Origin of the sequence: Latilactobacillus curvatus JCM 1096 = DSM 20019, assembly GCF_004101845.1 — a bacterium.
GTDB lineage: Bacteria > Bacillota > Bacilli > Lactobacillales > Lactobacillaceae > Latilactobacillus > Latilactobacillus curvatus.
On record NZ_CP026116.1, the window covers coordinates 126,484 to 151,837 of the forward strand.

A 25,354-nucleotide genomic window follows, 5' to 3' on the forward strand; every position below is an offset into this window, starting at 1 on the left:
GGCTGGCGCCTTTTTTGTATAAACAAATCATTATGGTTCTGAATTTTGCTGTGCTAAAGTAAGGGTATTCAATAAAAGAAAGAGGGACCTTAAATGGCAAAACAATATGAAACAACGATGATTAATGAAGGGGGCCGCAATGGCTTCGTTTATTCACCCGATCAAGCAAAGAAATATGTAATCAAGTCACCAGGGACAGACCCATCAGGGAAGAGTACAAATCCAGAGCAACTCTTTGCAGCCGGCTATAGTTCTTGCTTTAACAGTGCCTTAGATGTTGTCCTTAACCAAGAACATATTAAAGGCGAACCCACGATTAAGGCGACTGTTTCCCTTTATAGTGATGGCCCTGCCAATTATTATATTGGTGTTGATCTTTTCGGTCACATCGAAGGTTTATCAGAAGAAGAAACAATGAAGTATCTCAAAAAAGCAGACGAAATTTGCCCATACTCAAAGGCAACTCGTGGCAATATTGATGTCACGATTAATGTGATGTAAATCATTCAAAAAGGAATCAGCGACTGCTGATTCCTTTTTTGGTGATTAAGCTTTCAATGAATGTGGTTTGCCTTCTTGTTTGAGGACGGATTGCACGGCTGGGTCTTGTCGCATGTGTTGATCAAAACGATCCAGATTAGGGAAGTCAGCCAATGAAAATGCGAGTCGTTGACACCAATTCGTCATGACAAATAGATAGGCATCTGGTGCACTGAACTGATTAGCAACTAAGAAGGACTGGTCCGCTAACGCTTTTTCAACATAAGCAAGCCGTGGGAGAACTCGCGAACGGACTAAATCTTGGCTTTCGGGTGTATTGGGGAGCCAATTGCCTTTACGAAATGGTGAGATGAAGTTTTTATGCAATTCAGTGGCGATGTAATTCAGCCAAGTGCGTTGTTGCCAGTACTGTTCAGTGGCATAGTCCGCCATTAATGGCAGCGGACTTTGTTGACTGATGTATTCCAAAATAACGGCGCATTCAGTCATGAACTCGCCCGATTCAGTTTGTAAGGCTGGGACGTAATTCTTCGGATTGAGCTGATGATAATCACCAAGTGATGTGGTATGGGGATCTAAGTTAACGGGCGTAACGGTGTAGGGCAGCCGACTCTTCTCAAGTAAGATATGTGCGATAAGTGAGCTAGCACCAGAAGCATAAAATAAAGTATTCATCGATCCAATCTCCTTTGAGTAATACAACCAGATTGTAGGGGTAACGGTGATGAATTGCAATTATAATGGAATTGATGAAAGATAATGCAATCATATTTTGAAAGCGCTATAATATCAATAATTGAAGATTGGGGGGATGTTGAATGAGTACGAAAGACTATTTTAAATTCTTTACAACAACGTCACTGACTGGTAACGGGCAGCGCGGTTATCTGATGTCTGTGGAACAACCAATTGATGCTGCAACGTTGAAACAAGCCTTTGGCAATGTTGTTAGTTATTTTGATCAATATGGGGATAGCTTCCAGTTTACATCGCCATTTTCGATTGAACAGTTAGAAACGGTGGTCACAGAACAAACAACGCTCAAATTAGGTGACTTCAAAATTGTGAACCGTGCGGGGTTACATGGGATTGGAAATGGATTGGTTTAAAAAAGAGGATTGAGACAAAAGTTGCTTTTGTCTCAATCCCTTTTTGGATGGTCGAACTTTAATCGGCTGATACCACACTCTAAACGTGTTCTACCAGCTATCTCCTTCCGGTTAACCCTGAACGTCAAACGATTGCTGTGCAATCCTTCGCCATTCTGTGTTAATCCTCAGAAGATAATCGGTTGATGTCACACTCTTTTAATTTCTAGCGTATTTATGTGGATCGGCGTAGTTGAAGAAATCGGCTTTGGCAGTATAATCACCACGATAAACGCCGTTCCAGCCAGCACGTTGGCCAAACGCTCCTAAATCAATTAGTAAGTGTTCCTCATCCTTAGTGAGATGAATTTTACCAAAGCCAACACTATAGATATAATTTGCGAGACGATTGACGAGTGCTTCGGGATTACTTACCGTGTCGATTTTAAGATAAACCTGGAGTAAAACATCGGTAATATCTAACAGTGCATTTGATTTATCCGGATGCGCCATTAGACTGTTGTAAAGTGTATGGATGTTTTCTTTTGTAATTGATAAACTTGTCATTTAAACCCCTCCGTATTACAATAATTCACACTAGTTATAGTTCCCTTTTAGTTATTTGTCAATGATGCAAATAAGCGCTATGACGATTAACGTTTAATTTTAAACGTTAATCTTTTTTTTGAATATTGATCGAATCTTGGTCCATAATAAAGTTTGTCAGAGACTTAGTTGGCCAATTAAAGTACTGAGAACTATTGTGATTAGGAGGATGTCATTTGAGCTTATTACTGAATCAATTTCAGAATTATCAAAAGATTCTTTCTTTGGTAATGTCAATTATCATTATTGTCGCTGTCTATCTGAACGACTCACAACCGGTTTTAGCAGTTTTAATTGTTTTAGGCATTGCTAGTTTAGGGGAACACTTCTTACTTTATTCATCGAATATTGAAAGTAATTGGGCAGGAAAAGTGGACCTAATGTTTAAGATAGCTTGCTTATTATATGTGTTGTATAAATTTTCGGATTAGTTAAATATTCCTAATAAAAAGGTTGGCATAAAATCATTTTATGCCAACCTTTTTATTTTTTATAAACCGTAATTAACGTTAATCATAAAAATGATAACGTTAATTTTAAAAAATAAGTTAATCTTGTGAATTATGTATAATTTGATTAGACTAAAGAATAGGAGAAAGTATGATGATCTTTAAAGAACTTTCAGAAAAAGAATTGCAAAAAATAAACGGTGGTATGGCAGGAAATAGTTCTAATTTTATTCATAAGATTAAACAAATTTTTACCCATCGTTAAGATAGGTTGTTGGTGAGCATGTTATATACGGATGTATCGGTTTCCTTAATGCAAAATTTTGTTGCTATCTTATTAATTTTTCTATTATATAGATATATTCAAAGAAAGATAACATTTAAACGGATCATATTAGATATTTTAATAGCGATTATTTTTTCAATATTATATCTGTTTATTTCAGATGCGTCATTACTTGTAATGGTATTAATGCGATTAGGGTGGCATTTTCATCAACAAAAAGAAAATAAGATAAAAACGACTGATACAGCTAATTTAATTCTAATTATCGTGATCCAGTTATTGTTAGTTGCGGTTGGGACTATTATTAGTCAGTTTACCATATCGATTATCAAAAGTGATTTCAGCCAAAATATATTGAACAATAGTGCAACAGATATTGCTCCTATCCTAGTATTTGGTACATAAATTTCTGAACAGTTGTGCCATAATTAATAAAACAAGATAGGAGCATTCCAATGAAACGATATCAAGATGATTTTAAAGCCAGCATTGTGAAGATGCATCGTGAAGAGAAAAGATCTATTCGCTCGCTTTCCGAGGAATACGGTGTTTCTCCAGCCGCAATTCATAACTGGGTTAAAGGCGCTAAATCAGTTGAGCTAGAAGACGGTACTGAAGTAACGTCCAAAGAATTCAAACAACTTCAAAAGGAAAATCAGCGATTAAAGGAGGAACTCGAAATTTTAAAAGCTGCGGCGGTGTTACTGGGAAAGCATTAGGACGAATTAATTGCCTTGTCTTCATAGAAGATCAGTTATTGCGACACCGCTTATCAATTATTCTTTCGGCACTGAAATTACCGCGCAGCACCTATTACCATTGGAAAAGATATCAACCTAGTCAACACGAACGTGTTGATAATCAACTCAAAGAAAAAATTAAATTGATTTGGGAAAATAATTATCGTGCCTATGGTTATCCACGAATAACGATGGTGCTTCGCAAGTCAGGCATCTGTGTTGGGTCAAAACGAATTTTACGATTAATGAGGGAAATGGAGATTCACTCTTTAATGAATCGGCGATTTAAAAAACCTGGCACTCATGTGGATCATTCACAACGCCCCAATTTAATCAAGCACCAGCCCAATGCAAGGATATGGCGTGCTGACATTACTTATTTGGAATTACGTCCAGGAACCTGGGTTTATCTCAGTTCTATTTACGAACCAAAGGTTCATCAAGTTCTTGCTTTCAAGATTGGTCGTCAGATGGAGGCGACGTTAGTTGTAGAAACGATTAATCAGGCGCTTGAATATCATCAAAAGCCACAATATTTTCACTCTGACATGGGTTCACAGTACACCAGCAACGAAGTTGAAACTTTACTTGAACGGCATCAGATTAGCCACTCATACTCAAAACAAGGTTATCCTTATGATAATGGGCCAATTGAAGCTTTTCACTCATTGTTGAAGAGAGAGTTTGCCTTTCAAACAACTTTTTCCAATTTTGAGGACTTGGTAATCCGAACCTCAAATTACATCAGTTGGTTTAATTCCGACAGAATTAGAACGAGTGTTTAGAAAAAGATGTGCCATTTATTGACATAGGAGCAGAATTCAACGTTTGTTTAGGGATCTATAACAGTTACCATGAAAACTATATCGTCCCACTGACATTGCCGCAGGAAAATCGTAATCTATACGGCTATATCCATCAGAAATTAATAAAACTTGATCGAAAAAGACTGCGCGATTTTAATTTGGGCTACGGTTTAATTGCTAGCTCGATAACCTTTGGTGGTTTTCATTAAAATGGGGAGTGAGCAAATATGAAGTGGTATGCAGGTGGACAGGAACGGGGGAATCAAGCAATTACGATAATCAGTACGTTATTAACTGACTTGAAACAAGATGACCAAACGGTACCATTGCAGTAACAGCTATCAAGCTGAACTTGAAGCACAAACAACAGCCGTGCCATTCATTTTAAGCCGGATGAACATTGCAATTGCGAATGTGGTTCAAAAAGAAGGCTTGCAGCTATCAGCCAGTCAACAAGCTAAGTTAAAAGAAATGACGGCGTTGTCGACGATTAGATATGGTTATTAGTGAAAAAGAGCGTAACGTTTATATAGCGTTACGCTCTTTTTTGAGCTAAGCCGATAGTTTCGCTAAAAAGTTAACCACTGCTTTTGTCGACAGGGTTGATAACGCTAGCGCATCGAGTTGATAAATCCGGTTTGAGTCAAAATTACTTTGATTAAATTGGTGCTGAAGACCATTTTTGAGAATTAAAGCTTGCGGTTGTTTTTGGTGAATGGCTTGGCTATCCCCAAAAGTATCATCAAGAGAGACGTGCCAATTCATCTTAGCAGCTTGCAAAGCTACGTTTAGTTGCTGAACGAATTGTTGTTCTTTGTGTCCGTGTCCAAAACCACTACCGATGACGAGTGGTAGGCTAGTTGAAACTAAAATTGCTTCGTTCATGTTGAGCACCTCATCACTTTATTTTATGGTATTCTATCACTATCTTGCTGGTTAAACAACTAGAATGAGAACTTAATAACCACCAAATGAAAGCGTTCTAATTTAAGGCCGTTTTGTTTTGACAATGCTTGATAAGTGGCTTACATTTAATTGTGAAGGATAGCACAACCTATCCGCAGACATTTGTGTCAATTCAAATGGAAGAGGTGGCCAGAATGGCAACGAATCAATTAGTATTAAAAACCGCAGACATTTGCGATATCCGGGATATTGAGGAAGCACGGGCAACCATTAAACCGTATATTCGCGAAACACCTTTAATTCAATCGATGTTCTTGAGTCGTAATGTGGCGCACGGTCATGTCTATTTGAAATTGGAAAATATGCAGCTGACGGGATCGTTTAAATTCCGTGGTGCGAACAATAAAATTAACCATTTAACGCCAGAGCAACGGGCTAAAGGCATCATTACAGCTTCAGCCGGCAATCATGCGCAAGGGGTCGCATTGACCGCGAAGTTATTAGGGATTGATGCGACCGTTGTGATGCCAGAAGAAGCACCACTTGCTAAGCAACAAGCGACCGCCGGTTATGGGGCGAACGTTGTTTTACATGGTACGACTTTTAATGATTCGCGGTTGTACATGGAGCAGTTAGCAGCCGAAAAGGGCTTAACATTTGTCCACCCCTACGACGATCGCGAAGTCATGGCCGGCCAAGGGACAATCGGCCTTGAGATTTTGGATGCGATTTGGAATGTTGATACGGTGATTGTACCGGTTGGCGGCGGTGGCTTAATCTCCGGCATTGCGACGGCTTTGAAATCCTTTAACCCCTCAATTCACATCATTGGGGTTCAATCGGAAAACGTGCACGGGATGACGGCTTCATTTGAAGCAGGCACAATCACCAGCCATCATGCGGACTTCACGCTAGCCGATGGGACAGACGTTGCGATTCCAGGTGAACTGACTTTCCCAGTGGTTCAAAATCTAGTCGATGAAATGATTTTAGTTTCCGAAAAAGAAATCGCAACTGCGATGAAGAATCTCATGCAACGGACTAAGATTGTCACAGAAGGCGCTGGTGCATTACCAACGGCAGCACTGCTGAGTGGTAAAATTGATCCTCAATGGTTAACAGATAAAAATATTGTGGCTTTAGTTTCAGGCGGGAATGTTGATTTAACCCGCGTTTCGGGTATTATTGACCAACTCTTCCACCCAACTGATACAAGCAAAGGGGTTGTTGGATAATTAAAAAGCCGGCATCCGTCTAAAAACGGATGCCGGCTTATTTTTGTGCTGCAAGAAAGGCTGGACCATGATCGTCAATTAGGGCGTGAAATTCTTGGCAGTCTTTAACAGTCATTTGGGGTAAGAGCTGTGGTTCAATAACCTGTTGTACCTTTAAATAGTGGAGGTCTTTTAAAGAACAGTGCTCTAGGTGAGCAATTAAGCGGCGGGCATATAAATCAGCGATAAAGACTGGGCGGTCGAAGACATATAATAAAATGACATCGGCTGTTTCCGGACCAATGCCTTTGATGGCAAGTAACTGGCGCCGTAGGTCAGTGGTGGTTGTCATCCGATTGAGCGTGTCTAAGTCAAAATCAACTGTCGCTAAAAATCGAAACAGCCCTTTAATTGTCCTGCTTTTAGCGTTATTGAAGCCGCTGGGTTTAATAGCCAACATAAGGGCTTCATCCGAAAGAGAAAGCAGATTGTTTGGCTCGAAGTGCGTACTTGATCGTAGATTGGCGAGCGAGCGGTCAACATTTTGCCAGTTTGTATTTTGAACTAGAACCGCGCCAACCATTGTTTCCCAATGGGAATCAGAAGGCCACCAGTGTTGCGGCCCATATTGCCGATACATTGTTTGAAAGAGTTGGTAGTAATCAATTTTACCGTTCATGAAAAATGTCTCCTTAACATAAAAAGACGCTACTTCACCTTTGGCAGTCACTTATTGTCAATTCGCTTGGTGCGCAGTTGTAGCAGTTTGGAAGTTGTGGCTAATGAGATGGTGGTCAAAATGATGAAAAAAGTGGTTGAAAGTAAGAAACGCGGCATCTGCGCCCCAGAAAATTTTAAAATAATCGTGGTAAGGGTACTAAAAGTGGTGAGGATGTTTAAAATCATGAGTGAAATTTCGTAGTTGCCCGATTATTTCGAAATGACGTGGCCAGCGTATAATAAGCCAACGCCGAACAATATATATGAGAAATAGAAAATACCGAAGAAAACGATGAAAATAGTTAATGATTCTTTGGCGTAGACGAGAATATCGGTACTGGTAAAGATGCGAATCAAAGTATTTAGAATCTGATAGGTGAGATAAAGTGTTGCTAGATAGATAAAAGTGGGGAAGTTTCGTTTGATAAAGGCCATAGCAATCTCCATTGTTTTTTTATTGTAAAGCTTGTCACTATTCTAGCATGGAATTTAAGAATGGTCAGTTGAAAGTCAGCCGAGAATGCGTTTTTATTTGTAATTAATATCATCTGCGTTATACTTGAGTTGTGTAAAATAGAATAAGGAGTGATCAATGTGAAAATTATCGTTGTCGGTTCATCTCATGGTGGATTTGAAACTGTTCAAGAAAGTTTACTCGATTATCCGGATGCAACCATCCAATGGTACGAACAAGGCGATTTCCTATCGTTCTTATCCTGCGGGATGCAACTCTATTTAGAAGGGACCGTCAAAAACGTTGATGATGTCAGTTATGCGACACCAGAAGGCATGCGGGCAAAAGGGGTTGAAGTCAACCTACAACAAGCAATCACCGCGATTAACGCCGATCAACATACGGTCCAAGTGAAGGATTTAAAGAATAATACAACGCGTGAAGAAAGTTACGATAAGTTAGTCTTGAGTGTCGGCGCTGTGCCATTTGAATTACCAGTGCCAGGCCGTGATTTAGAGAATGTCTACGCAATGCGTGGCCGTGATTGGGCGATTAAATTAAAGGCGAGGACAGTTGATCCAACCGTTAAAAATGTTGTGGTGATCGGTTCTGGTTATATTGGCATTGAAGCGGCTGAAGCATTTGCTAAAGCTGGCAAACATGTTACAGTTGTTGATGTCTTGCCACGTCTATTAAGTCTCTATCTCGATCAAGAATTTACAGATCAATTAACGGCTGAAATGCAAGCGCACAATATCTATCCTGCAGTTGGTCAAGGCGTCAAAGAATATGTCGGCGTTGACGGTAAGCTAACTAAAGTTGTGACCGATCAAGCTGAATACGATGCTGACTTAGTCATCGAAGCTGCGGGGATTCGGCCTAACACAGGCTGGTTAAAAGATACATTACAACTCGACCGCAGCGGCCGGATTGAAATCAATGAATTCTTACAAACAAGCCAACCCGATATTTTTGCAGTCGGGGATGCAACGGTTGTAAAATACGCACCAACTGGCAAAGAAATGCCAATTGCTTTAGCAACGAATGCGCGTCGCCAAGGTCGCTATGCTGCTAAGAACTTAGTCACCGCCAACCAACCGGTACCCGCTGTTTCAGGTTCATCAGCATTGAGCGTCTTCGATTATCACTTTGCTTCAACTGGGATTAAAGAAGGAACAGCTGATAAAATGGGTGTGAAGACCCAATCTGTTTTGGTTTCTGAAACATATCGCCCACACTTCGTCCCTGAAGCAGAAAATCCAGTGGTCGATTTCAAATTAACCTTTGATCCAGAAACACGGCGTGTACTCGGTGCGCAAATCATGTCTAAAGCTGACGTGACGGCAAACATCAACGCCATTTCACTTGCCATTCAAGGTAAGATGACAATCGATGATTTAGCATACGCTGACTTCTTCTTCCAACCAGGTTTTGACCGTCCTTGGAACATCATGAACGTCGCCGCCCAAAAAGCACAACGACTTTTAGACAAATAAAGTGCAAGCAGCTGTCAATTGAAGATTGATGGCTGCTTTTTTGTGACCTTTTCTTTTGCAAAAGCCATTGTTATAATGAACAGCAATAAGACACATTGGGGCGTTAAAGATGTCAGAAAAATTCAAGCAGGATCTGATTGCCACTTTTTTGTGGTTAATATCCTGCTCGTTTATAAGTTAGGAAAAAAATGGGCAGCAACACAAGCTTTTTGTGCTGACATGGTTCGCCAAATAGGCTTGATGAAGACGGTGATTGTCATTGGATTCGTGTATTCAGCTGGTGTATTGCTCTTAACGGGGCTTACGCTTGGCTATTCAAGTGTAAGACGTTGGCTTAGAAAGAATCGCTAATAAAAAAGGATTGTGGATCGATAAAAATATCGATTCCCAATCCTTTTTTACTATATTACCCAATACCGATCACATAATATGCGAGTTTATCGGCGTAGTGTCGTTGGTTATTTTGTTGTTTAGCTTGCTTAACCGCGGTGAGATTGTCGGTGACCACGCCGTCTGCACCGAAATACATCATGCGGTGGACGGCTTGTTGATCATTGGGTGTCCAGACAAAGACGGCCTTATTTTCCTGATGTGCAGCTTGAATGAAGTGACTGTTGATAGTTGTCATTTCAACAGCATAAAAATCAGCGTTCGAAATTGGTGGGCCGATAAAATTAAAGGGGAGAATGTAGCCCGTTTGAATCTTCGGTGCTGCCTTTTTAACGGCCTCGACGATGTGCCAGTTTAAGGATTGCACCATGTGACCGTGAGCTTCGATATTGGCCTGATACTTATTCAGGAAATGTTGCACCAAGCCGGGATTATCGGTGGTGGGTGTCTTAATTTCAATCAGTAGTTTTTGATGAAGCTGATTGGCGCGTGCAAGATAGTCATCAAATGAAGCAATTGGTGCGGATTGCCGATGTTCATGGACGGTCATTTTAGTCAGTTGCGCCAGTGTTTTAGACTGCGGGGTCCCTGAGTGCCCAGTGAGTGGGGCAAGTTGGAAGTCGTGAAAGACGACGAATTGGTGATCTTTAGTCAATTGCACATCCATTTCAACATAATCGGGCTTTAATCGGGTAGTTTTTCGCAGCGCACTAATCGAATTTTGGACGCCGTCTTTTTGCGAAACGCCACGGTGGGAAATGCTTAGCGGCTGCTGAATGGTTACTGAACGGAGATAGTCCCAATTATAAGTCCCAACGCCGATTAAAACGCAATTTGCTACGAATAATAACCAACGACCACTGAGCGGCACGCTTAATTTTAAGGTTGCATAGTTGAACGTCGGTTGCACAAATTGTGGGTCGGCCAACAAATAATCAATGACGATGAAAAAGACGGCGACTGTCGAAAGCACCAAGTTGATGAGCATAGCAGCTTGCAACAAGGTCATGATGACCACGGCACTTGGCAGTCCCACTGATGTGTGGGTTTCAATCAACGCTTGTAGTTGGATGAGTAGGAAAAAAGTGAGTCCCGTAAAGCCAATCAGTGCGGCACCGATTAAGAGTAGACGCCCCAGTAATGAGCCAATTTTTTGATGTGTAAACTGCCAACTACTGGTCAACGCTTTTTTGAAAGTCATCTGCTGAAGAATGATGTTTGGTAGGGTGAAGATCAGCCGTAAGCCGAGATATAATAAGCCCAAATAGACAAGAATGAAAAGTCCCGCGACAATTCGCCGATTCATGAGAATATAATCCAGAATGAATGCCGGTATTTTAAACTTAGTCAATAAATCAGAATGATAGCCAAGCCCGCCCAGCGGTAAAATTAAAAGACAATAATATAGAAAGAAAAAGAACGTGCCAATTCGAAGGTGCCTGAGTTGCGCAAAAGTCATCTTCAGCAATGCCTGCAAAGCTAGCGGCCGTTTAATCTGAATAAAGTACACACTTAATAGAAGAAACGTGAATTCGAAGAAAGCCAGCAATAAAATTAGTAGCGCAATTCCTACGAGTGCTAACAGCGCAATCGGATGCTGATGAATAAGCGCTGGTAAGTTGCTCAACGCGAGAAACTGGATCTGATTATGTACCAGAATGAAGTAGCTGGCTTTACTCAAAAGCGGTAGACAAATTAAAAGCAAAAAGCCATGCATCAATAACACACTACGAAAATAGGCCTGGGACTGCTTTAAAAAAGTGAATGTACTTGTAAATAGGGTTTTAAAATACTGCATTGAATGGGTGCTCCTCAATTGGACTCGTAATGAGATAATTGTACAACAAATATAGAAGCGTGTAATACCGATTAATCTTTGTATTTAATGAAGAGTTTGTTATAGTTATTAAGTTAATAGTATGAATGAAATCGCTAAAGCTATCTTGTGGAAATAATGACCAAAAAATATTTAAGCGCGCGAACTCGGACCAAACATACATATGCTTTTTATAAAGAGCGACGGAACAATCCGCAATGGCGCGACGATTTTATTCAGGTTAGATCGCAAAGAAGAAAAGCATTATTTATTCAAACGATTGTTATCCTAATCATAATTGCAGGAGGTGCAGTTTATTTTTCTAAAGCAATGCCAATGAAACGTGTGGTTGAACAATCAGCCACTAGTTCAAGCACAACAGCTAGAACTGAATCAACAAAGGAACCATCTGCAGATCCGGCGATTGCAATTAGACATAATAGTAGCGATGAAGAACAAGTATCGATTAGTGAATCTAGTAATAGTATGGCATCAACAGAGTCATCAAACGACAATCATGATACAACGTCATCTACAACAATGGCAGATGATGACGTTGATTATATAGCAGACGGATTTCTAATGGCGCCTGTAAAGTACAATGGTGAAGATGCCACAGAAGCGATGGAAGCAAATCGAGCGCCACAAAATTGGCTCCTATGTCAAGAATCCGGACATAAAAGTACGAACAAATTTGTCCAAAAATTCGGATTAAATTTGCAATCTACCGTCAGATATTGCAGAATTAAATAGCAAGTATTCCATTATTTTCTACCGTTGGTTATCCATGAATTACAACCAGTACGAGTATTACAGCGTGAAGGGTGGACGGAGAGCCGACCAAGTAGAAAGCTATCGCAATCCCTCAATATCGGTTAAAGAACTAAGAATAATGACTGATACGATAATAGAATACAAACGATTCACTCACTTTGAAACGAGAGTATTGAAAGAACCTCTAGAAGAAATCACAAAACATACCTCTTTTAACGTGACTTATGAGAAAGTCAAAAAAGGACGTTCGATTGATAGTATAGTATTTCATATCGAGAAGAAACGCATGGCAGACGATAACAGTTACAAGTTGGACGATAGGGCTTATCAAGAAGATAAAGCACGTAAAGCTGAAACAGAAGACCAATTAGTCTTGCAGGCAATGGATAGCCCTTATACTAAGTTACTTATAGAACATTTCTTATTGTCTTATCTTGACCTTGTTGACAAAAAGATATTGGTAGGCTTACAGAAAAACGTTTATCCGCTTTATGACGAACTGAAAGAATTAAGAGGGCTAAATGGTGTCAAAGACCACCTCTCTTATGTGAGAGCTAAACAAGAGGACTACTCAAAGAAAAATATCTGTAAGTACCTTAAAAAAGCCATTGAACAATATCTACCAACGGTTAAAAGACAGGACTTAAACCATGAGTGAAGACTTAAAAACGATAAAAGAGTTGGCGGACGAGCTAGGACTAGCTAAACAGACCGTTCAATACCATTTAAAGTTTTTGCCGACCGAAAATCGACAAAAAAATGAAGAATTAAGCGTTAATAGTCTTTTGTTAGAGGCAAATTACAAGTTTAATCCGAACAAGCCCGGAATCTTTCAATGGCAGTCTGTTGATGATGTATTTTTAATGGTCGTTGATTAATTAGTTCAAGTGCTGCTAGGATCTCATCAGTCGTTACTTGGCTAAAATTGGTCTTTTTCGGGAAGAACCAGCGTAACCGTCTATTAAAATATTCATTGGAACCTCGCTCCCATGGTGAATATGGATGGCAAAAATAAACTTTGATCTGATAATCCTGTTCTAAGGCCTGATAATTGGCAAACTCTTTACCATGATCAACAGTAATGGATTTTACTTGGGGACCGAAGGCCCCCATAAACTTGCCAAAGGCGGTGTTTAGAGCCTTAGCCGTTCTATTAGGGGCTTTGATGGCCCATAGAAGTCGGGTCTTACGTTCTACGAATGTAACCAGACATGATCGTGACTCACTTCGACTAGAAAGCACCGTATCTACTTCCCAATGACCAAAAGCTAACCGTTGATTAACAGTTGTTGGCCGTTGTTCGATGGAAGTCCCACTTGTAAATTTCCCACGATTTTCGCTCACTCGGTGCTGGCGGACATTCCGATTGGGTAGATCAGTCAATTTGAAGGGGAGCCAGCCACGATTAAGCCAATTATAAATTGACGCAGTGCTCAAGTTATAAGCGGCCGCAATGGTTTCTGGTGACCAGGTTAATCGTAAGTGATTGGTAATTAAAGTCGCTAATGCTGCCGTCAGCATCGAACGACGACCGCAATTCCGCCTTTTGCGATCTGCATCTTGCTGAGCTAATTCTGGATCATAAGGTTTAACTCGGTCCAACTCATAGCTAATCGTAGCTTTGGCGACGCCTAAGGCGTCAGCCATTACTTGGTAAGATTTATTCCCCTCATTGACCAGTTGTGCTAGTGCGCCACGTTGAAAACGTGATAAAGTAGATGTACCCAAAGTAATCACTCCCTATATTGGTTGGAATTAGCTACTACCATTGTAAGTGATTGCTTTGGGCTTTTTAATTTCTGTTCGGATTAATTATAGAATTTGCCCCATAATAAAAAGCTCCTTTATGATGTATTATATCGAACAGTTTGTCCGTAATTCCATCATAGGAGCCAGATGTTTTTAGATAGAAATGTGATGGCGTAACGAACCGTTACCCCTAAAACATCGCCCCAAATTTGGGGACATCCCCTTATCTAATGAATACAGTCGCGATTTACGACGGAAACTAATGCTAGTAGTTGCTAGTATGATCCTTGACGGTCTATGTTTAATATAGGCCGTTGTTTAATGAAGTTAGCCCAAATTAAAAGACGGCCATTAATATGACCGCCTGCAGTAAGTTATGTATATGCCCCGTGCGTGATTTTTGTTGAATACGTGAATACGGTTTTGAATACGGTTTGTCGTATTCACTGTGAATAACAATCTATTTAGAGAAAAGAAAAAGGTTGATATATCAGTGCCTAAGCACGTTTATACCAACCTATCTTTTAATAATTATGCGTCACCCGGGAGTCGAACCCGGATCTCAAGAACCGGAATCTTGGGTGCTATCCATTACACTAGCGACGCATTCCGCGTACTCAACAGTACAATATATTATATTAGCGGAGTTAAGCGGAAATTTCAAGTGTAAATTTTGATAAATCGCGATAAATCAACGTTTAAAAAATATTCGGAAAGAAAACGTATTCATCAACCCCAAAGCATTGCATCTGTTTTCTGCACTTGTTATAATGGTCTTGTTCAAAAGGATAAGTTACTAGTTTTAGTAAGTTGCCTTTTATTTTTTGCCAACCATGGGTCGACTAATGACACAGATGGACATTTTATGTCCCACGGAAAGTAGGCGATAGCAATTGCGCGATGAATTATCTGCAATAGAAGCGGTTGCGCCAGATTTCGTCGGTATCATTAAGAAACGTTACCAGGTGTTACAACATATCGATTGGCTCGCGCCAGTTGGCCGACGAACGCTTGCGGAACAACTGAAGATGAGCGAGCGAGTAATTAGAACTGAGACGGATTTTCTGAAAGCACAAGGTTTGCTTAATTCGTCTAAATCAGGTATGGTTTTAACCGTGAAGGGGAATGAAATCCTCGATCAGTTAAGACAAGTAATGGATCAATTCTTAGGGTTACATCAGACTGAACGTCAGTTGAGTCAAGTCTTAGGCATTGAACATTGCTTGATTGTTTCTGGCAATAGTGATGAACAACCAAAAGTCCTCACCGAAATGGGCAAATTAGTCAATAGTACGTTACAATTATTATTACCACAAGGGCAAAGTATTGTGGCAGTGATGGGCGGAACGACGATGGCTGAAGCAGCTCATGAACTTTCAACTGATCTATCGAAACAGCGCAATCTAATCTTTGTGCCAGCTCGAGGGGGAATTGGTGAAAGTGTTGATATTCAGGCCAATGCAGTCTGTGCCGAAATGGCTAAGCAGACAGGTGGTAAGCATCGGGCATTGTATGTGCCTGAACAGGTGAGTGAGAAGACGTACGCGCCTTTGTTAGAAGAACCAAGTGTTCAAGAAGTGTTAAAACTGATTGAACGAAGCCGGGGTGTTTTACACAGTATTGGTGAAGCCATTGCGATGGCTGAACGTCGTGAGATGCCGATTGAAACCATCAAGATGCTTAAAGAAAAGCATGCGGTGGGTGAAGCCTTTGGTTACTTCTTCAATGCACAAGGCGAAGTCGTGTACAAGATTCCGCGAATCGGATTACAGATTCGTGACTTATTGAATATTCCGTGTGTACTGGCGGTTGCAAGTGGTACTTCTAAAGCCCAAGCAATCCAAGCGTACATGCACCTTGCACCTAAACAGACGTGGTTAATCACGGATGAAGGTGCCGCAAACTCGATTTTACAAGGGGCAACCCTTTAAAATAAAAAATTTTTCATTTCCTAAAGGAGGAAATTCTATTATGACTACAAAAGTAGGGATTAATGGTTTCGGACGTATTGGTCGTTTAGCTTTACGTCGTATTTACGCAACAAACAGTGATGTATTGGAAGTTGTTGCTATCAATGATTTAACATCACCAGACATGTTGGCACACTTATTAAAGTATGATACAGCTCATGGTCAATTCAACCACGAAGTATCAGCTACAGAAAACAGCATCGTTATCGATGGCAAGAACATTCCAGTTTATGCTGAATCAGATGCACGTAATATTCCTTGGGTTAAGAATGATGGTGTTGACTTAGTTCTTGAAAGTACTGGTTTCTACACATCAGAAGAAAAATCACAAGCTCATATCGATGCTGGTGCTAAAAAAGTTCTTATCTCAGCTCCTGCTGGTGCTGTTAAGACAGTTGTTTACGGTGTTAATGATGACACAATCACAGCTGACGATAACATCATCTCAGCAGCTTCATGTACTACAAACTGTTTAGCACCTTTAGCTAAAGCAGTTAACGATGCTTTCGGTATCAAAGCTGGTACAATGACAACAATCCATGCTTACACAGCTACACAAAAATTACAAGATGGTCCTGATCGTGGTGGTAACGTACGTGCTGCACGTGCTGCTGCTGCTAACATCATCCCTCATTCAACTGGTGCTGCTAAAGCTCTTGGCTTAGTTGTTCCTGACTTGAAGGGTAAACTTGACGGCCACGCACAACGTGTCCCAGTTATCACTGGTTCATTGACAGAATTAGTTGCAACTCTTGACAAAGAAGTTACAGCTGACGAAATCAACGCTGCTGTTAAGAAAGTTACAGAAGGCAACCAATCATTTGGTTACAACGATGATCAAATCGTTTCATCAGATATCATTGGTACAGAATTCGGTTCAGTATTCGATCCTACTCAAACACAAATCGTTGGCGGTGGCGCAGGCCAAGTTGTCAAAGTTGTTGCTTGGTATGACAACGAATCAGGCTTTACTGCTCAAATGATCCGTACATTAGAAAAATTTGCTAGCTTAATCTAATTTCACTTTTGTGAACTTAGGAATGCGATAGCATTTTATAAGGCGGGAGGAGGTAAACTCCTTCCGCCTTTTTTTATGAAAATCTAGGAGGTTTGTCCACATGGCAAAACAAACAGTTGCAGATTTAAAAGATATTAAAGGCAAAAAAGTCTTAGTACGTGTTGACTTTAATGTACCAATCAAAGGCGGCGTTATCGGTGACGATAACCGGATCGTAGCTGCTTTACCAACAATCCAATACATCATCGACAATGGTGGCAAGGCAATCTTACTTTCTCACTTGGGCCGTATCAAGAGTGACGAAGATAAGAAAGAATTGACATTGAAACCAGTTGCTGCACGTCTTGGCGAATTATTAAACAAAGACGTTGCTTTCGTTGCTTCAAACGAAGGCAAAGCATTAGAAGATGCAATCAATGCGATGACTGATGGTCAAGTATTGGTTATGGAAAACACTCGTTTCCAAGACATCGACAACGACTTTGGCAAACGCGAAAGTAAAAACGATCCTAAGTTGGGCGAATATTGGGCATCATTAGGCGACATGTTCGTAAACGACGCTTTCGGTACAGCTCACCGTGCTCACGCATCAAACGTTGGGATTGCAACAGCTATGAAAGCTAATAACAAACCTGCAGTTGCTGGTTACTTATTAGAAAAAGAAATCAAATTCTTGGGCGAAGCAGTTGACGCTCCAGAACGTCCATTTGTTGCTATCTTAGGTGGCGCAAAGGTTTCTGACAAAATCGGTGTTATCGAACATTTATTAGCTAAAGCTGACAAAGTCATTGTCGGTGGTGGTATGACTTATACTTTCTACGCTGCTAAAGGTTTATCAATTGGTAACTCATTAGTTGAAGAAGATAAGATCGAATTGGCTAAAGAATTAATCGAAAAAGCTGGCGACAAATTAGTATTGCCTGTAGATAACGTTGTTGCAGACGCATTCTCAAACGATGCTAAGACAGAAATTGTTGAAGGTAACATTCCTGATGGCTACATGGCATTAGATATCGGACCTAAAGCAATTGCTGACTTCGAAAACGTCCTTAAAGATGCTAAGACTGTTGTTTGGAACGGCCCTATGGGTGTGTTTGAAATGGACAACTTTGCTAAAGGGACATTGGCAATCGGCGAATTCTTAGGTAACTTATCAGGCGCTACAACAATCGTCGGTGGTGGCGATTCAACAGCCGCAGTTAAGAAATTAGGCGTTGGCGACAAGTTAACCCATATTTCTACTGGTGGTGGCGCATCACTTGAATACCTAGAAGGTAAGACATTACCTGGTATCGCTGCTATTTCAGACAAATAATTTAAAATTAAGAGGAGATTTTCTCATGCGTAAACCAATCATTGCTGGTAACTGGAAAATGAACATGAACCCAACTCAAACAACTGAGTTCGTGAATGCTATCAAAGCCAACTTACCTAAGTTTGATCAAACAGAATCAGTTATCGGTGCACCTGCTGTTGACTTACCTGCTTTATTAGAAGCAGCTAAAGGCACAGACTTAAAAGTTGCTGCTGAAAACTGTTACTTCGAAGATGCTGGTGCATTCACTGGCGAAACTTCACCAAAAACATTGAATGAAATGGGTGTTGATTATGTCATCATCGGTCATTCAGAACGTCGTGATTACTTCCACGAAACTGATGAAGATATCAATAAAAAAGCACACGCAATCTTCAAAAACAACATGACACCTATCTTCTGTTGTGGCGAATCACTTGAAACACGTGAAGCTGGCAAAGCTGAAGAATGGGTTTCAAACCAAGTAACAGAAGGTCTTAAAGGCCTTTCAGCTGACCAAGTTAGCTCAATGGTCATTGCTTACGAACCAATCTGGGCAATCGGTACTGGTAAAACTGCTTCTGCTGACCAAGCACAAGAAATCTGTGCTGTTGTTCGTCAAACAGTTGCTAAGTTATACGACCAAACAGTTGCTGACAAAGTTCGTATCCAATACGGTGGTTCAGTTAAACCTGCAAATGTTAAAGAAATCATGGGCAAAGAAGACATCGATGGTGGTTTAGTTGGTGGCGCAAGTATGGAACCTGCTTCATTCTTAGACTTAGTTCACTTTAACGACTAATTTTTAACGCATTCCTGTTTACGAATGGCGTAAAATTAGCTAAAATAGATGTAGGCTTTGCCTGACATCCAAAAAAGCGCTAATGCTTAGCATTAGCCAAAAAAGGAGAAAATTACATGTCAATTATTACTGATATTTTAGGTCGCGAAGTTTTAGACTCACGTGGCAATCCTACTGTCGAAGTTGAAGTTTACACAGAAGATGGCGGCTTTGGTCGCGCAATCGTTCCTTCAGGTGCTTCAACTGGTGAACATGAAGCTGTTGAATTACGTGACGGCGACAAATCACGTTTTGGTGGCAAAGGTGTTTTAAAAGCTGTTGAAAACGTTAATGGTCCTCTTGCAAAAGAAATCATTGGTTTCGACGCTACAGATCAACGCGGTATCGATGCTGCTATGATTCAATTAGATGGTACAGAAAACAAAGGTAAATTAGGCGCTAACGCAATCTTAGGTATTTCATTAGCTGCTGCACGTGCTGCTGCTGACGAATTAGGCTTACCATTGTACGAATATCTTGGCGGCCCTAACGCTCACGTATTACCAACACCAATGATGAACGTTATCAACGGTGGTGCTCACTCAGATAACAAAGTTGATTTCCAAGAATTCATGATTATGCCTGTTGGTGCTAAATCTGTACGCGAAGCTATCCGTATGGGTTCAGAAACTTTCCAAGCATTGAAGAGTCTTTTATCAGCTGACGGTAAAGTTACTTCTGTTGGTGATGAAGGTGGTTTCGCACCTGACTTCGCAAACAACGAAGAACCTTTACAATACTTGATCAAAGCTATTGAAAAAGCTGGTTACAAACCAGGCGAAGATATTTCAATCGCTATCGACGTTGCTTCATCAGAATTATGGAACAACGAAGACAAGACATACAAATTACGTTGGTCAACTGGGGAAGAATTCACAACACCTGAATTCGTTAAATACCTTGAAGGCTTAGTTGCTAAATACCCAATCATTTCAATCGAAGATCCTATCGATGAAAACAACTGGGAAGACTGGGCATCAATCACTAAAGAACTTGGCGAAAAAGTTCAACTTGTTGGTGATGACTTCTTCGTAACAAACACTGATTACCTACGTAAGGGTATCAAGATGGGCGCTGCTAACTCAATTCTTGTTAAAGTTAACCAAATCGGTACATTAACAGAATCATTAGAAGCAATCGAAATGGCTAAAGAAGCTGGCTACACAGCTGTTGTTTCACATCGTTCAGGTGAAACTGAAGATACAACAATCGCTGACTTAGTTGTTGCTACAAACGCTGGCCAAATCAAGACAGGTTCAATGAGCCGTACTGATCGTTTAGCTAAGTACAACCAATTAATGCGTATTGAAGAACAATTAGGCGATACAGCTTCATACAAAGGTATCAACTCATTCTACAATATCAAAAAATAATTGAATATGTTCGTGTCGGCACATTTTGAGGTTTAACAGCCCGCGTTAAAGGATTATGTTTGTAGTCTTTTGATTTAGGGGGTTACCATTGAATATGGCGAGCAAAACATATCTAGTAAGAGCATCTTTTAATTAAGATGCTCTTTTTTTGTGCGATAAATTGACCGGATAAGGTAATGGATTGGATTAGGCTAGCAACTAAATAAACAATCCCCAGCATAACCGGTTGATTAAGAAAAGCTTATGGAGCATTGCGCAATAATTACCAGAATAATCTTGCAAATAATTACGTTTGCAAGCGGATACATAAACATTAGACTATAGATAGCGTAGAGGGATTGAAACGAGGAGTTGCGATAAGCATGAACAAACGAGAACACGCTATTATTCAATATATTTTGGCCCAGCATAAAACGTACTATGTCGACATTGCCGCACAGTTACAGCTTTCAGAGCGCACCATTGCAACCACCTTGAATGATATCGAAAGAGTCCTTTAATGTGAAACTCGTTCGAAAACCGAATGACGGTATTTATTTTACCGGGGATGTCGCGACATTAGCCAATCATCTTGAAAAAAAGGCCAATGATCGTCCCCAATCCAAGGAAGAACGCTGTCATTGCATTCTGGCTAAATTATTATTAGGTTCAGCATCGATTACGATTCAACAACTTTCTAATACCCTATACGTGAGTCGGAGTACAGTCGAGAATGATTTGAAAAAGGTAAAGCAAAAACTCGCGCAATTCGGTCTTCAATTGGCAATCACGCATACCGGTTTATCCTTAATCGGTTCTGAGCATCAAAAGCGGCAAGCAACGGTGGAGTTAATCAGTCAGTATTGGGGAAAACGGACTGAGGCTAAAGAGTTAAATGGACAGTTAGTGCGTCATGCTCAATTACCGGATAATCTGAATCAACTGTTTGAACCAGCCTTGATTAAAAACATACTCACAGCTTTAACGGAATTAATTGAAAAAAGTACGCTATCATTTACTGATTACGAGTTTCAGTCGTTAGCGATTCATCTGATGATGCCAGCACCAACTGGTGGAAGCAATGGAGCCCAACCAGTGGTGACACCGTTCATTGCCGAAACACAGCTGTTAGTACAGATTTTAGAACGGCGATTTGAATTGACAATTCCGGATTTTGAACAGGAATATCTCAACCGTCATTTAGTAACGGTCCAATCGAAGGATACATCTGTTCAAACTATCCAGACCGAGTTGCGGCAATCAGTCGGGCTGCCACAACTATTACGGCAACAGCTTGCTCAATTAGCAGTTGATGAGGAATTAATTCAGGGGTTGGCGGTTCATTTAAGTTCGGCACTTCGCCGGCTTGCAATGGGATTGAGTATTAATAACCCATATACTGATGAAATTCGCCAGAATTTTCCGCAAGCCTTTGATCAAGCAGTATTACTAAAGCCGGTGCTTGAAAATCAGTATCAGATTCAAATGAATGAGGACGAATTAGCCTTTATTAGTTTACACTTTGAAGCTTTTTTTGAACGACATTCAGAAGATGCACGCTTGAGTGTTGTGGTGGTTTGTAGTAGTGGCATTGGGACATCGCAATTATTAGGGCAACGGTTGGCCAAAACGTTTGCTCAAGAATTACGGATTACTCGTATTATTGCCTTGGGAGAACTACTTGCAACCCCGATTAAGGAATCGCTAGTCATCAGTACGATTGCGATTAAAGGTTTGTCAGTGTCGGTGATTGAAGTCAGTCCTTTGTTAAATCGGCATGATATTGGAATCATTCGCCAGATGATTACTGAACAACCGACGCCTACCAATCACTTAGTAGCTTTATTGCAACCCGAACTGACAATTGTCACGCAAGAGCAGTTAACGGATCAAGGCGCAATTGAATTAATTTGTCAGCGGCTCATTGATCAAGGGTATGCAAAGCCAACGGTTGTCCAGGCAGCGCTGGCCCGAGAAGCTTTAGCAAGTACGGCACTTGGTCGAGTAGCTTTACCGCATGCGGATTCACAATTAATTACCAAGCCAGCCATTGGGTTGCTGATTGCACCCCAAAGTATTAATTGGCAACACAACGACAAAGTGCAGCTCGTCTTCTTTATGGCCTTGAACGAAACTGTTCATGGCCAAATGCGGGCGATTTATCATGATTTAGACCAATTGATTGAAACCCCCCGTCTTTTAAAGCAAGTCGCACAAGCATCTGATGGGACGGCTGCCCTCGCCATCTTGGCACAATTGAATCAGAAAAATTAGAATGGAGTGTTACCAGATGAAAGAATTTGATGTTGAAAATATTTTTACAGATATCGTTGTTGGGGATGATAAACCGACGGCATTAGCAACACTAGCGCAATTATTTGCTGATAAGAATGGGTTAGATCGGGTTGCATTAACCGCGGGATTCAATGCGCGTGAAGCTGAGAGCACAACTGGTTTTGGGAATGGGGTGGCGATTCCACACGCGAAAGTGGCGGGATTAACTCAACCAGTTGTCGGAATTGTCACGTTTGAAACTGGTGTTGATTGGGAAGCATTAGATGACGCACCAGTTGAAATCGCGATTGCCCTAATTATGCCGCTCGATGACCCTAATAAGACGCATTTAAAAGTGTTGTCGAAGTTTGCGCGCAAGTTGATGGATGACGCTTTTATTCATAATTTGAAGCAAAATCGGCATGATGCAATGGCACTCTACACGTTAGTTAACGATGAAATCGAATTTAACTAGGAGGATTTAGAAGATGAAAAAGTTTGTTGGGATTACAAAATGTCCAGTTGGGATTGCCCATACTTATATGGCAGCTGAAAAACTGCAAAAAGCCGGGCAAGCTCGCGGATATGAAGTTAAGATTGAAACACAAGGCGCTTCAGGGGTAGAGGATGAATTAAGCGCCGCAGATGTGGCTGATGCCGATTTCGTGATTATTGCCGCTGACGTTGCCGTTGATGGGGAAGAACGGTTTAATGGCAAGCCAGTACTATATGCGAAGACCGCTGAAGCTATTAAAGATTCTGATACACTGATTGAAAAAGCACTAACGGCAGGTATTTATGGCAAGAATCAGCCGAAAACAGAAGCTAAACAAGAGGACAGTCATGAACAAAGTCCAATTATTAAGCAATTATTAAATGGGGTTTCCCATATGATTCCGTTTGTCGTTGTCGGTGGGTTGTTTATTGCCTTGTCAATCGCGATTGGTGGGCATCCGACTAAAGCAGGAATGGTGATTCCACCACATACCATTTGGAGTAGTATGAATCAGATTGGGACGATTGGTTTTACCTTAATGATTCCAATTCTCGCTGGTTATATCGCTTATGCTATTTCGGGGCGTGCAGCTTTAGCACCCGCAATGATCGGTGCAATGGTCGCCAACAATACAGACATCCTTGGTACAAAAGCCGGGACTGGATTTATTGGTGCGATTATCGTTGGTTTTGCGGCTGGTTACTTGGTTAAATGGTTTAATTCATGGCCCGTACCAAAAGATTTATGGCCAGTGATGCCAATTTTTGTCATTCCGTTATTAGGGGTTGGGATTATCTCAGCCGTTTTAATTCTCGTTTTAGGCGCACCTATTTCATGGTTGATGACGGCACTACAAGATATGTTAACGGCCCTTTCACAAAATCCAGAAACGAGTGTGATTCTTGGCGTTGTGATTGGTGCGATGGTCGCGATTGATATGGGTGGCCCAGTTAATAAAGTGGCCTTCTTATTCGGGGTGGCATCGATTACGGCTGGACATCCACAAATCATGGGTGCTGTTGCTTGTGCCGTTGCTGTTCCACCATTGGCATTGGGGATTGCAACATTTGTTCGTCGCGATCTTTATACAGAAGAAGAAAAATCAGCTGGGATTCCAGCTATCTTAATGGGCTTGATTGGGATTACTGAAGGCGCCATTCCATTTGCAACAGCTAACCCAAAACAAGTTTTCCCAAGTATCATTGCTGGTTCAGCAGTTGCTAGTGCAGTCGGGATGGTCTTCAAAATCACCGATGCAGTGCCACATGGTGGCCCAATCGTTGGGGTGTTAGGTGCAACCAATAATATTGGTTTGTTCTTCCTCTCAATTTTGGCAGGGGTTGCTGTTGCGGTCGCAATTTTAATCACATTTAAAGTACGAAAAGCACGGAAAGCTTAATCTTAAAAGGGCACACGAGTAATCGGCGCTCTTTTTTTGTGGGTAAAAAAGTTATGAACATGCGCTTTTTTGAATTATATAAAGCGCTGTCTATCGAATTTTGATAAAAACTGGTATAATAGAGCCAATTAAGGTAAAAAGGGGTGGCAGTCGTGAAAAAAGGAGATCGCCAAGCACGAATCGAACAAATCATTAATCAGCAAGTTGTTTCGACGCAAGAGGATTTATTAGCAACGTTGAAACAAGATGGGATTGATGCAACGCAAGCGACCATTTCACGTGATATTCGGGAGATGCAAATCGTTAAGGCACGGGATGTGAACGGTGAGCTCCGCTATACGATTTTTCACGATGACGAACGCACCCAAACTCAGAAATTAAAAGATAAACTGCGTGAAGTGGCTTTGTCCATTACACAAGTGCAAATGTTAAACGTAATTAAGACGCTCCCAAGTAACGGGAATTTATTAGCAGCCTTAATCGATGATTTGGGGTACCCAGAAGTTGTCGGGACGCTGGCGGGTCACGATACGATTGTTATCATTAGCCCTAGTGAGGAACTAGCAGCCGAATTAAACGAACGTTTCGCACAACATCTAGCAACAGCGAGATAAGCAAACAAATAAGACGTTGCGACAAAAGTAATTTTTTGTCGCAACGCCTTATTTTGTTGAGCTAAACATGTTCTGTGTTAATCCTCAGGAGATATCCGGCT

27 protein-coding genes, 1 tRNA gene and 1 pseudogene are annotated in these 25,354 nt (G+C 40.9%); 21 read left to right on the forward strand and 8 right to left on the reverse strand.

The window, feature by feature from the left end:
• Positions 1 to 93 precede the first annotated feature (93 nt).
• The gene (locus tag LCU_RS00740; protein ID WP_004265904.1) at positions 94 to 501 is read left to right on the forward strand and encodes an organic hydroperoxide resistance protein; all 408 of its coding nucleotides are present in this window, start codon (positions 94 to 96) and stop codon (positions 499 to 501) included.
• Positions 502 to 546: 45 nt separating this feature from the next.
• On the opposite strand, the gene LCU_RS00745 is transcribed toward LCU_RS00740, so the two are convergent.
• Complete coding sequence (locus LCU_RS00745) at positions 547 to 1,176, reverse strand: glutathione binding-like protein (protein ID WP_054644150.1); 630 nt, start codon at positions 1,174 to 1,176, stop codon at positions 547 to 549.
• 143 nt (positions 1,177 to 1,319) lie between these two features.
• Between LCU_RS00745 and LCU_RS00750 the strand changes: the two genes are divergently transcribed.
• Positions 1,320 to 1,610 (forward strand): hypothetical protein, encoded by a 291-nt coding sequence (locus LCU_RS00750; RefSeq protein WP_004265964.1) that lies wholly within the window; start codon positions 1,320 to 1,322, stop codon positions 1,608 to 1,610.
• 198 nt (positions 1,611 to 1,808) lie between these two features.
• On the opposite strand, the gene LCU_RS00755 is transcribed toward LCU_RS00750, so the two are convergent.
• Positions 1,809 to 2,156, reverse strand: coding sequence for a bacteriocin immunity protein (locus LCU_RS00755; RefSeq protein WP_054644151.1), 348 nt, complete (start codon positions 2,154 to 2,156; stop codon positions 1,809 to 1,811).
• Positions 2,157 to 2,798: 642 nt separating this feature from the next.
• On the opposite strand from LCU_RS00755, the gene LCU_RS00765 reads away from it, so the two are divergent.
• The 3 genes from LCU_RS00765 to LCU_RS00785 all read left to right on the forward strand — a co-directional run bounded on the left by LCU_RS00765 (position 2,799) and on the right by LCU_RS00785 (position 4,983).
• The gene (locus LCU_RS00765; RefSeq protein ID WP_157696700.1) at positions 2,799 to 2,909 is read left to right on the forward strand and encodes a bacteriocin; all 111 of its coding nucleotides are present in this window, start codon (positions 2,799 to 2,801) and stop codon (positions 2,907 to 2,909) included.
• 476 nt (positions 2,910 to 3,385) lie between these two features.
• Positions 3,386 to 4,455 (forward strand): IS3-like element IS1163 family transposase gene (locus tag LCU_RS00775; RefSeq protein WP_112234043.1). Its coding sequence is split into 2 segments (ribosomal slippage): positions 3,386 to 3,614 and positions 3,614 to 4,455, totalling 1,071 coding nucleotides; the frame shifts between segments, so codons are not numbered across the junction.
• A 330-nt stretch (positions 4,456 to 4,785) separates the two neighbouring features.
• Positions 4,786 to 4,983 (forward strand): hypothetical protein, encoded by a 198-nt coding sequence (locus LCU_RS00785; RefSeq protein WP_004271075.1) that lies wholly within the window; start codon positions 4,786 to 4,788, stop codon positions 4,981 to 4,983.
• Positions 4,984 to 5,028: 45 nt separating this feature from the next.
• Here the strand turns inward: LCU_RS00785 and LCU_RS00790 are convergent, their stop codons facing one another.
• Positions 5,029 to 5,361: a hypothetical protein gene (locus LCU_RS00790; protein WP_004271076.1), complete on the reverse strand. Its 333-nt coding sequence runs from the start codon at positions 5,359 to 5,361 to the stop codon at positions 5,029 to 5,031.
• Positions 5,362 to 5,576: 215 nt separating this feature from the next.
• Between LCU_RS00790 and tdcB the strand changes: the two genes are divergently transcribed.
• Positions 5,577 to 6,617 (forward strand): bifunctional threonine ammonia-lyase/L-serine ammonia-lyase TdcB, encoded by a 1,041-nt coding sequence (gene tdcB, locus LCU_RS00795; protein ID WP_054644688.1) that lies wholly within the window; start codon positions 5,577 to 5,579, stop codon positions 6,615 to 6,617.
• A gap of 37 nt (positions 6,618 to 6,654) precedes the next feature.
• On the opposite strand, the gene LCU_RS00800 is transcribed toward tdcB, so the two are convergent.
• Together LCU_RS00800 and LCU_RS10030 are read right to left on the reverse strand one after the other, a co-directional pair.
• Entirely contained in the window at positions 6,655 to 7,275 is a 621-nt protein-coding gene (locus LCU_RS00800; RefSeq protein ID WP_054644687.1) for an endonuclease III domain-containing protein, read from the reverse strand.
• 251 nt (positions 7,276 to 7,526) lie between these two features.
• Complete coding sequence (locus LCU_RS10030) at positions 7,527 to 7,751, reverse strand: hypothetical protein (RefSeq protein WP_244924707.1); 225 nt, start codon at positions 7,749 to 7,751, stop codon at positions 7,527 to 7,529.
• Between the two features lie 159 nt (positions 7,752 to 7,910).
• Here LCU_RS10030 and LCU_RS00810 point away from each other — a divergent pair, with 159 nt between their 5' ends.
• Positions 7,911 to 9,266: an FAD-dependent oxidoreductase gene (locus tag LCU_RS00810; RefSeq protein WP_056966736.1), complete on the forward strand. Its 1,356-nt coding sequence runs from the start codon at positions 7,911 to 7,913 to the stop codon at positions 9,264 to 9,266.
• A gap of 18 nt (positions 9,267 to 9,284) precedes the next feature.
• Positions 9,285 to 9,617: a hypothetical protein gene (locus tag LCU_RS00815; RefSeq protein WP_035186900.1), complete on the forward strand. Its 333-nt coding sequence runs from the start codon at positions 9,285 to 9,287 to the stop codon at positions 9,615 to 9,617.
• Positions 9,618 to 9,672: 55 nt separating this feature from the next.
• Here LCU_RS00815 and LCU_RS00820 read toward each other — a convergent pair whose 3' ends face one another.
• Positions 9,673 to 11,454, reverse strand: a complete 1,782-nt coding sequence (locus tag LCU_RS00820; RefSeq protein WP_128486071.1) for a glycerophosphodiester phosphodiesterase — start codon at positions 11,452 to 11,454, stop codon at positions 9,673 to 9,675.
• Positions 11,455 to 11,610: 156 nt separating this feature from the next.
• Between LCU_RS00820 and LCU_RS00825 the strand changes: the two genes are divergently transcribed.
• From LCU_RS00825 to LCU_RS00835, 3 genes and pseudogenes are all read left to right on the forward strand, one after another.
• Positions 11,611 to 12,225, forward strand: a complete 615-nt coding sequence (locus tag LCU_RS00825) for a hypothetical protein (RefSeq protein WP_128486072.1) — start codon at positions 11,611 to 11,613, stop codon at positions 12,223 to 12,225.
• Positions 12,203 to 12,904, forward strand: a pseudogene (locus tag LCU_RS00830) (RepB protein); the annotation flags it as partial. The gene LCU_RS00825 and the pseudogene LCU_RS00830, both read left to right, overlap by 23 nt.
• Positions 12,897 to 13,124 (forward strand): ArsR family transcriptional regulator, encoded by a 228-nt coding sequence (locus LCU_RS00835; RefSeq protein WP_128486073.1) that lies wholly within the window; start codon positions 12,897 to 12,899, stop codon positions 13,122 to 13,124. The pseudogene LCU_RS00830 and the gene LCU_RS00835, both read left to right, overlap by 8 nt.
• On the opposite strand, the gene LCU_RS00840 is transcribed toward LCU_RS00835, so the two are convergent.
• Both LCU_RS00840 and LCU_RS00845 read right to left on the reverse strand, forming a co-directional pair.
• Positions 13,054 to 13,974 (reverse strand): IS30-like element ISLsa1 family transposase, encoded by a 921-nt coding sequence (locus LCU_RS00840; protein WP_011373852.1) that lies wholly within the window; start codon positions 13,972 to 13,974, stop codon positions 13,054 to 13,056. The genes LCU_RS00835 and LCU_RS00840 overlap by 71 nt on opposite strands.
• A gap of 555 nt (positions 13,975 to 14,529) precedes the next feature.
• Positions 14,530 to 14,601 (reverse strand) — tRNA-Arg (locus LCU_RS00845).
• Positions 14,602 to 14,888: 287 nt separating this feature from the next.
• Between LCU_RS00845 and LCU_RS00850 the strand changes: the two genes are divergently transcribed.
• The 10 genes from LCU_RS00850 (at position 14,889) to argR (ending at position 25,253) form a co-directional block, all read left to right on the forward strand.
• Positions 14,889 to 15,926, forward strand: coding sequence for a sugar-binding transcriptional regulator (locus LCU_RS00850; RefSeq protein ID WP_054644500.1), 1,038 nt, complete (start codon positions 14,889 to 14,891; stop codon positions 15,924 to 15,926).
• Positions 15,927 to 15,966: 40 nt separating this feature from the next.
• Entirely contained in the window at positions 15,967 to 16,983 is a 1,017-nt protein-coding gene (gene gap, locus LCU_RS00855; RefSeq protein ID WP_004270957.1) for a type I glyceraldehyde-3-phosphate dehydrogenase, read from the forward strand.
• A 100-nt stretch (positions 16,984 to 17,083) separates the two neighbouring features.
• A complete protein-coding gene (locus LCU_RS00860) occupies positions 17,084 to 18,298 on the forward strand; it encodes a phosphoglycerate kinase (protein ID WP_004270948.1) in 1,215 nt (404 codons plus the stop codon).
• A gap of 25 nt (positions 18,299 to 18,323) precedes the next feature.
• Positions 18,324 to 19,079 (forward strand): triose-phosphate isomerase, encoded by a 756-nt coding sequence (tpiA, locus tag LCU_RS00865; protein WP_004270956.1) that lies wholly within the window; start codon positions 18,324 to 18,326, stop codon positions 19,077 to 19,079.
• Positions 19,080 to 19,195: 116 nt separating this feature from the next.
• Positions 19,196 to 20,491: a phosphopyruvate hydratase gene (gene eno / locus LCU_RS00870; RefSeq protein ID WP_039098165.1), complete on the forward strand. Its 1,296-nt coding sequence runs from the start codon at positions 19,196 to 19,198 to the stop codon at positions 20,489 to 20,491.
• A gap of 362 nt (positions 20,492 to 20,853) precedes the next feature.
• Entirely contained in the window at positions 20,854 to 20,991 is a 138-nt protein-coding gene (locus LCU_RS09855; RefSeq protein WP_155519257.1) for a hypothetical protein, read from the forward strand.
• A gap of 1 nt (position 20,992) precedes the next feature.
• A complete protein-coding gene (locus LCU_RS00875; RefSeq protein WP_056966714.1) occupies positions 20,993 to 22,744 on the forward strand; it encodes a BglG family transcription antiterminator in 1,752 nt (583 codons plus the stop codon).
• A 16-nt stretch (positions 22,745 to 22,760) separates the two neighbouring features.
• Positions 22,761 to 23,219, forward strand: coding sequence for a PTS sugar transporter subunit IIA (locus LCU_RS00880; RefSeq protein WP_004270946.1), 459 nt, complete (start codon positions 22,761 to 22,763; stop codon positions 23,217 to 23,219).
• A gap of 13 nt (positions 23,220 to 23,232) precedes the next feature.
• The gene (locus LCU_RS00885) at positions 23,233 to 24,639 is read left to right on the forward strand and encodes a PTS fructose transporter subunit IIC (RefSeq protein ID WP_054644506.1); all 1,407 of its coding nucleotides are present in this window, start codon (positions 23,233 to 23,235) and stop codon (positions 24,637 to 24,639) included.
• Between the two features lie 152 nt (positions 24,640 to 24,791).
• Positions 24,792 to 25,253 carry an arginine repressor gene (argR, locus tag LCU_RS00890; protein ID WP_056966715.1) on the forward strand — a complete coding sequence of 154 codons (462 nt, stop codon included), beginning with the start codon at positions 24,792 to 24,794 and terminating at the stop codon, positions 25,251 to 25,253.
• The last annotated feature ends 101 nt before the right edge of the window (positions 25,254 to 25,354 follow it).

What these genes read in the sequence shown, in the direction of transcription:
- LCU_RS00740 (WP_004265904.1), top strand. Translation starts at nt 94, where the DNA reads ATGGCAAAACAATATGAAACAACGATGATTAATGAAGGGGGCCGCAAT.
- LCU_RS00745 (WP_054644150.1), bottom strand. Translation starts at nt 1,176, where the DNA reads ATGAATACTTTATTTTATGCTTCTGGTGCTAGCTCACTTATCGCACAT.
- LCU_RS00750 (WP_004265964.1), top strand. Translation starts at nt 1,320, where the DNA reads ATGAGTACGAAAGACTATTTTAAATTCTTTACAACAACGTCACTGACT.
- LCU_RS00755 (WP_054644151.1), bottom strand. Translation starts at nt 2,156, where the DNA reads ATGACAAGTTTATCAATTACAAAAGAAAACATCCATACACTTTACAAC.
- LCU_RS00765 (WP_157696700.1), top strand. Translation starts at nt 2,799, where the DNA reads ATGATCTTTAAAGAACTTTCAGAAAAAGAATTGCAAAAAATAAACGGT.
- LCU_RS00785 (WP_004271075.1), top strand. Translation starts at nt 4,786, where the DNA reads ATGACCAAACGGTACCATTGCAGTAACAGCTATCAAGCTGAACTTGAA.
- LCU_RS00790 (WP_004271076.1), bottom strand. Translation starts at nt 5,361, where the DNA reads ATGAACGAAGCAATTTTAGTTTCAACTAGCCTACCACTCGTCATCGGT.
- tdcB (WP_054644688.1), top strand. Translation starts at nt 5,577, where the DNA reads ATGGCAACGAATCAATTAGTATTAAAAACCGCAGACATTTGCGATATC.
- LCU_RS00800 (WP_054644687.1), bottom strand. Translation starts at nt 7,275, where the DNA reads ATGAACGGTAAAATTGATTACTACCAACTCTTTCAAACAATGTATCGG.
- LCU_RS10030 (WP_244924707.1), bottom strand. Translation starts at nt 7,751, where the DNA reads ATGGCCTTTATCAAACGAAACTTCCCCACTTTTATCTATCTAGCAACA.
- LCU_RS00820 (WP_128486071.1), bottom strand. Translation starts at nt 11,454, where the DNA reads ATGCAGTATTTTAAAACCCTATTTACAAGTACATTCACTTTTTTAAAG.
- LCU_RS00825 (WP_128486072.1), top strand. Translation starts at nt 11,611, where the DNA reads ATGACCAAAAAATATTTAAGCGCGCGAACTCGGACCAAACATACATAT.
- LCU_RS00835 (WP_128486073.1), top strand. Translation starts at nt 12,897, where the DNA reads ATGAGTGAAGACTTAAAAACGATAAAAGAGTTGGCGGACGAGCTAGGA.
- gap (WP_004270957.1), top strand. Translation starts at nt 15,967, where the DNA reads ATGACTACAAAAGTAGGGATTAATGGTTTCGGACGTATTGGTCGTTTA.
- LCU_RS00860 (WP_004270948.1), top strand. Translation starts at nt 17,084, where the DNA reads ATGGCAAAACAAACAGTTGCAGATTTAAAAGATATTAAAGGCAAAAAA.
- tpiA (WP_004270956.1), top strand. Translation starts at nt 18,324, where the DNA reads ATGCGTAAACCAATCATTGCTGGTAACTGGAAAATGAACATGAACCCA.
- eno (WP_039098165.1), top strand. Translation starts at nt 19,196, where the DNA reads ATGTCAATTATTACTGATATTTTAGGTCGCGAAGTTTTAGACTCACGT.
- LCU_RS09855 (WP_155519257.1), top strand. Translation starts at nt 20,854, where the DNA reads ATGAACAAACGAGAACACGCTATTATTCAATATATTTTGGCCCAGCAT.
- LCU_RS00880 (WP_004270946.1), top strand. Translation starts at nt 22,761, where the DNA reads ATGAAAGAATTTGATGTTGAAAATATTTTTACAGATATCGTTGTTGGG.
- LCU_RS00885 (WP_054644506.1), top strand. Translation starts at nt 23,233, where the DNA reads ATGAAAAAGTTTGTTGGGATTACAAAATGTCCAGTTGGGATTGCCCAT.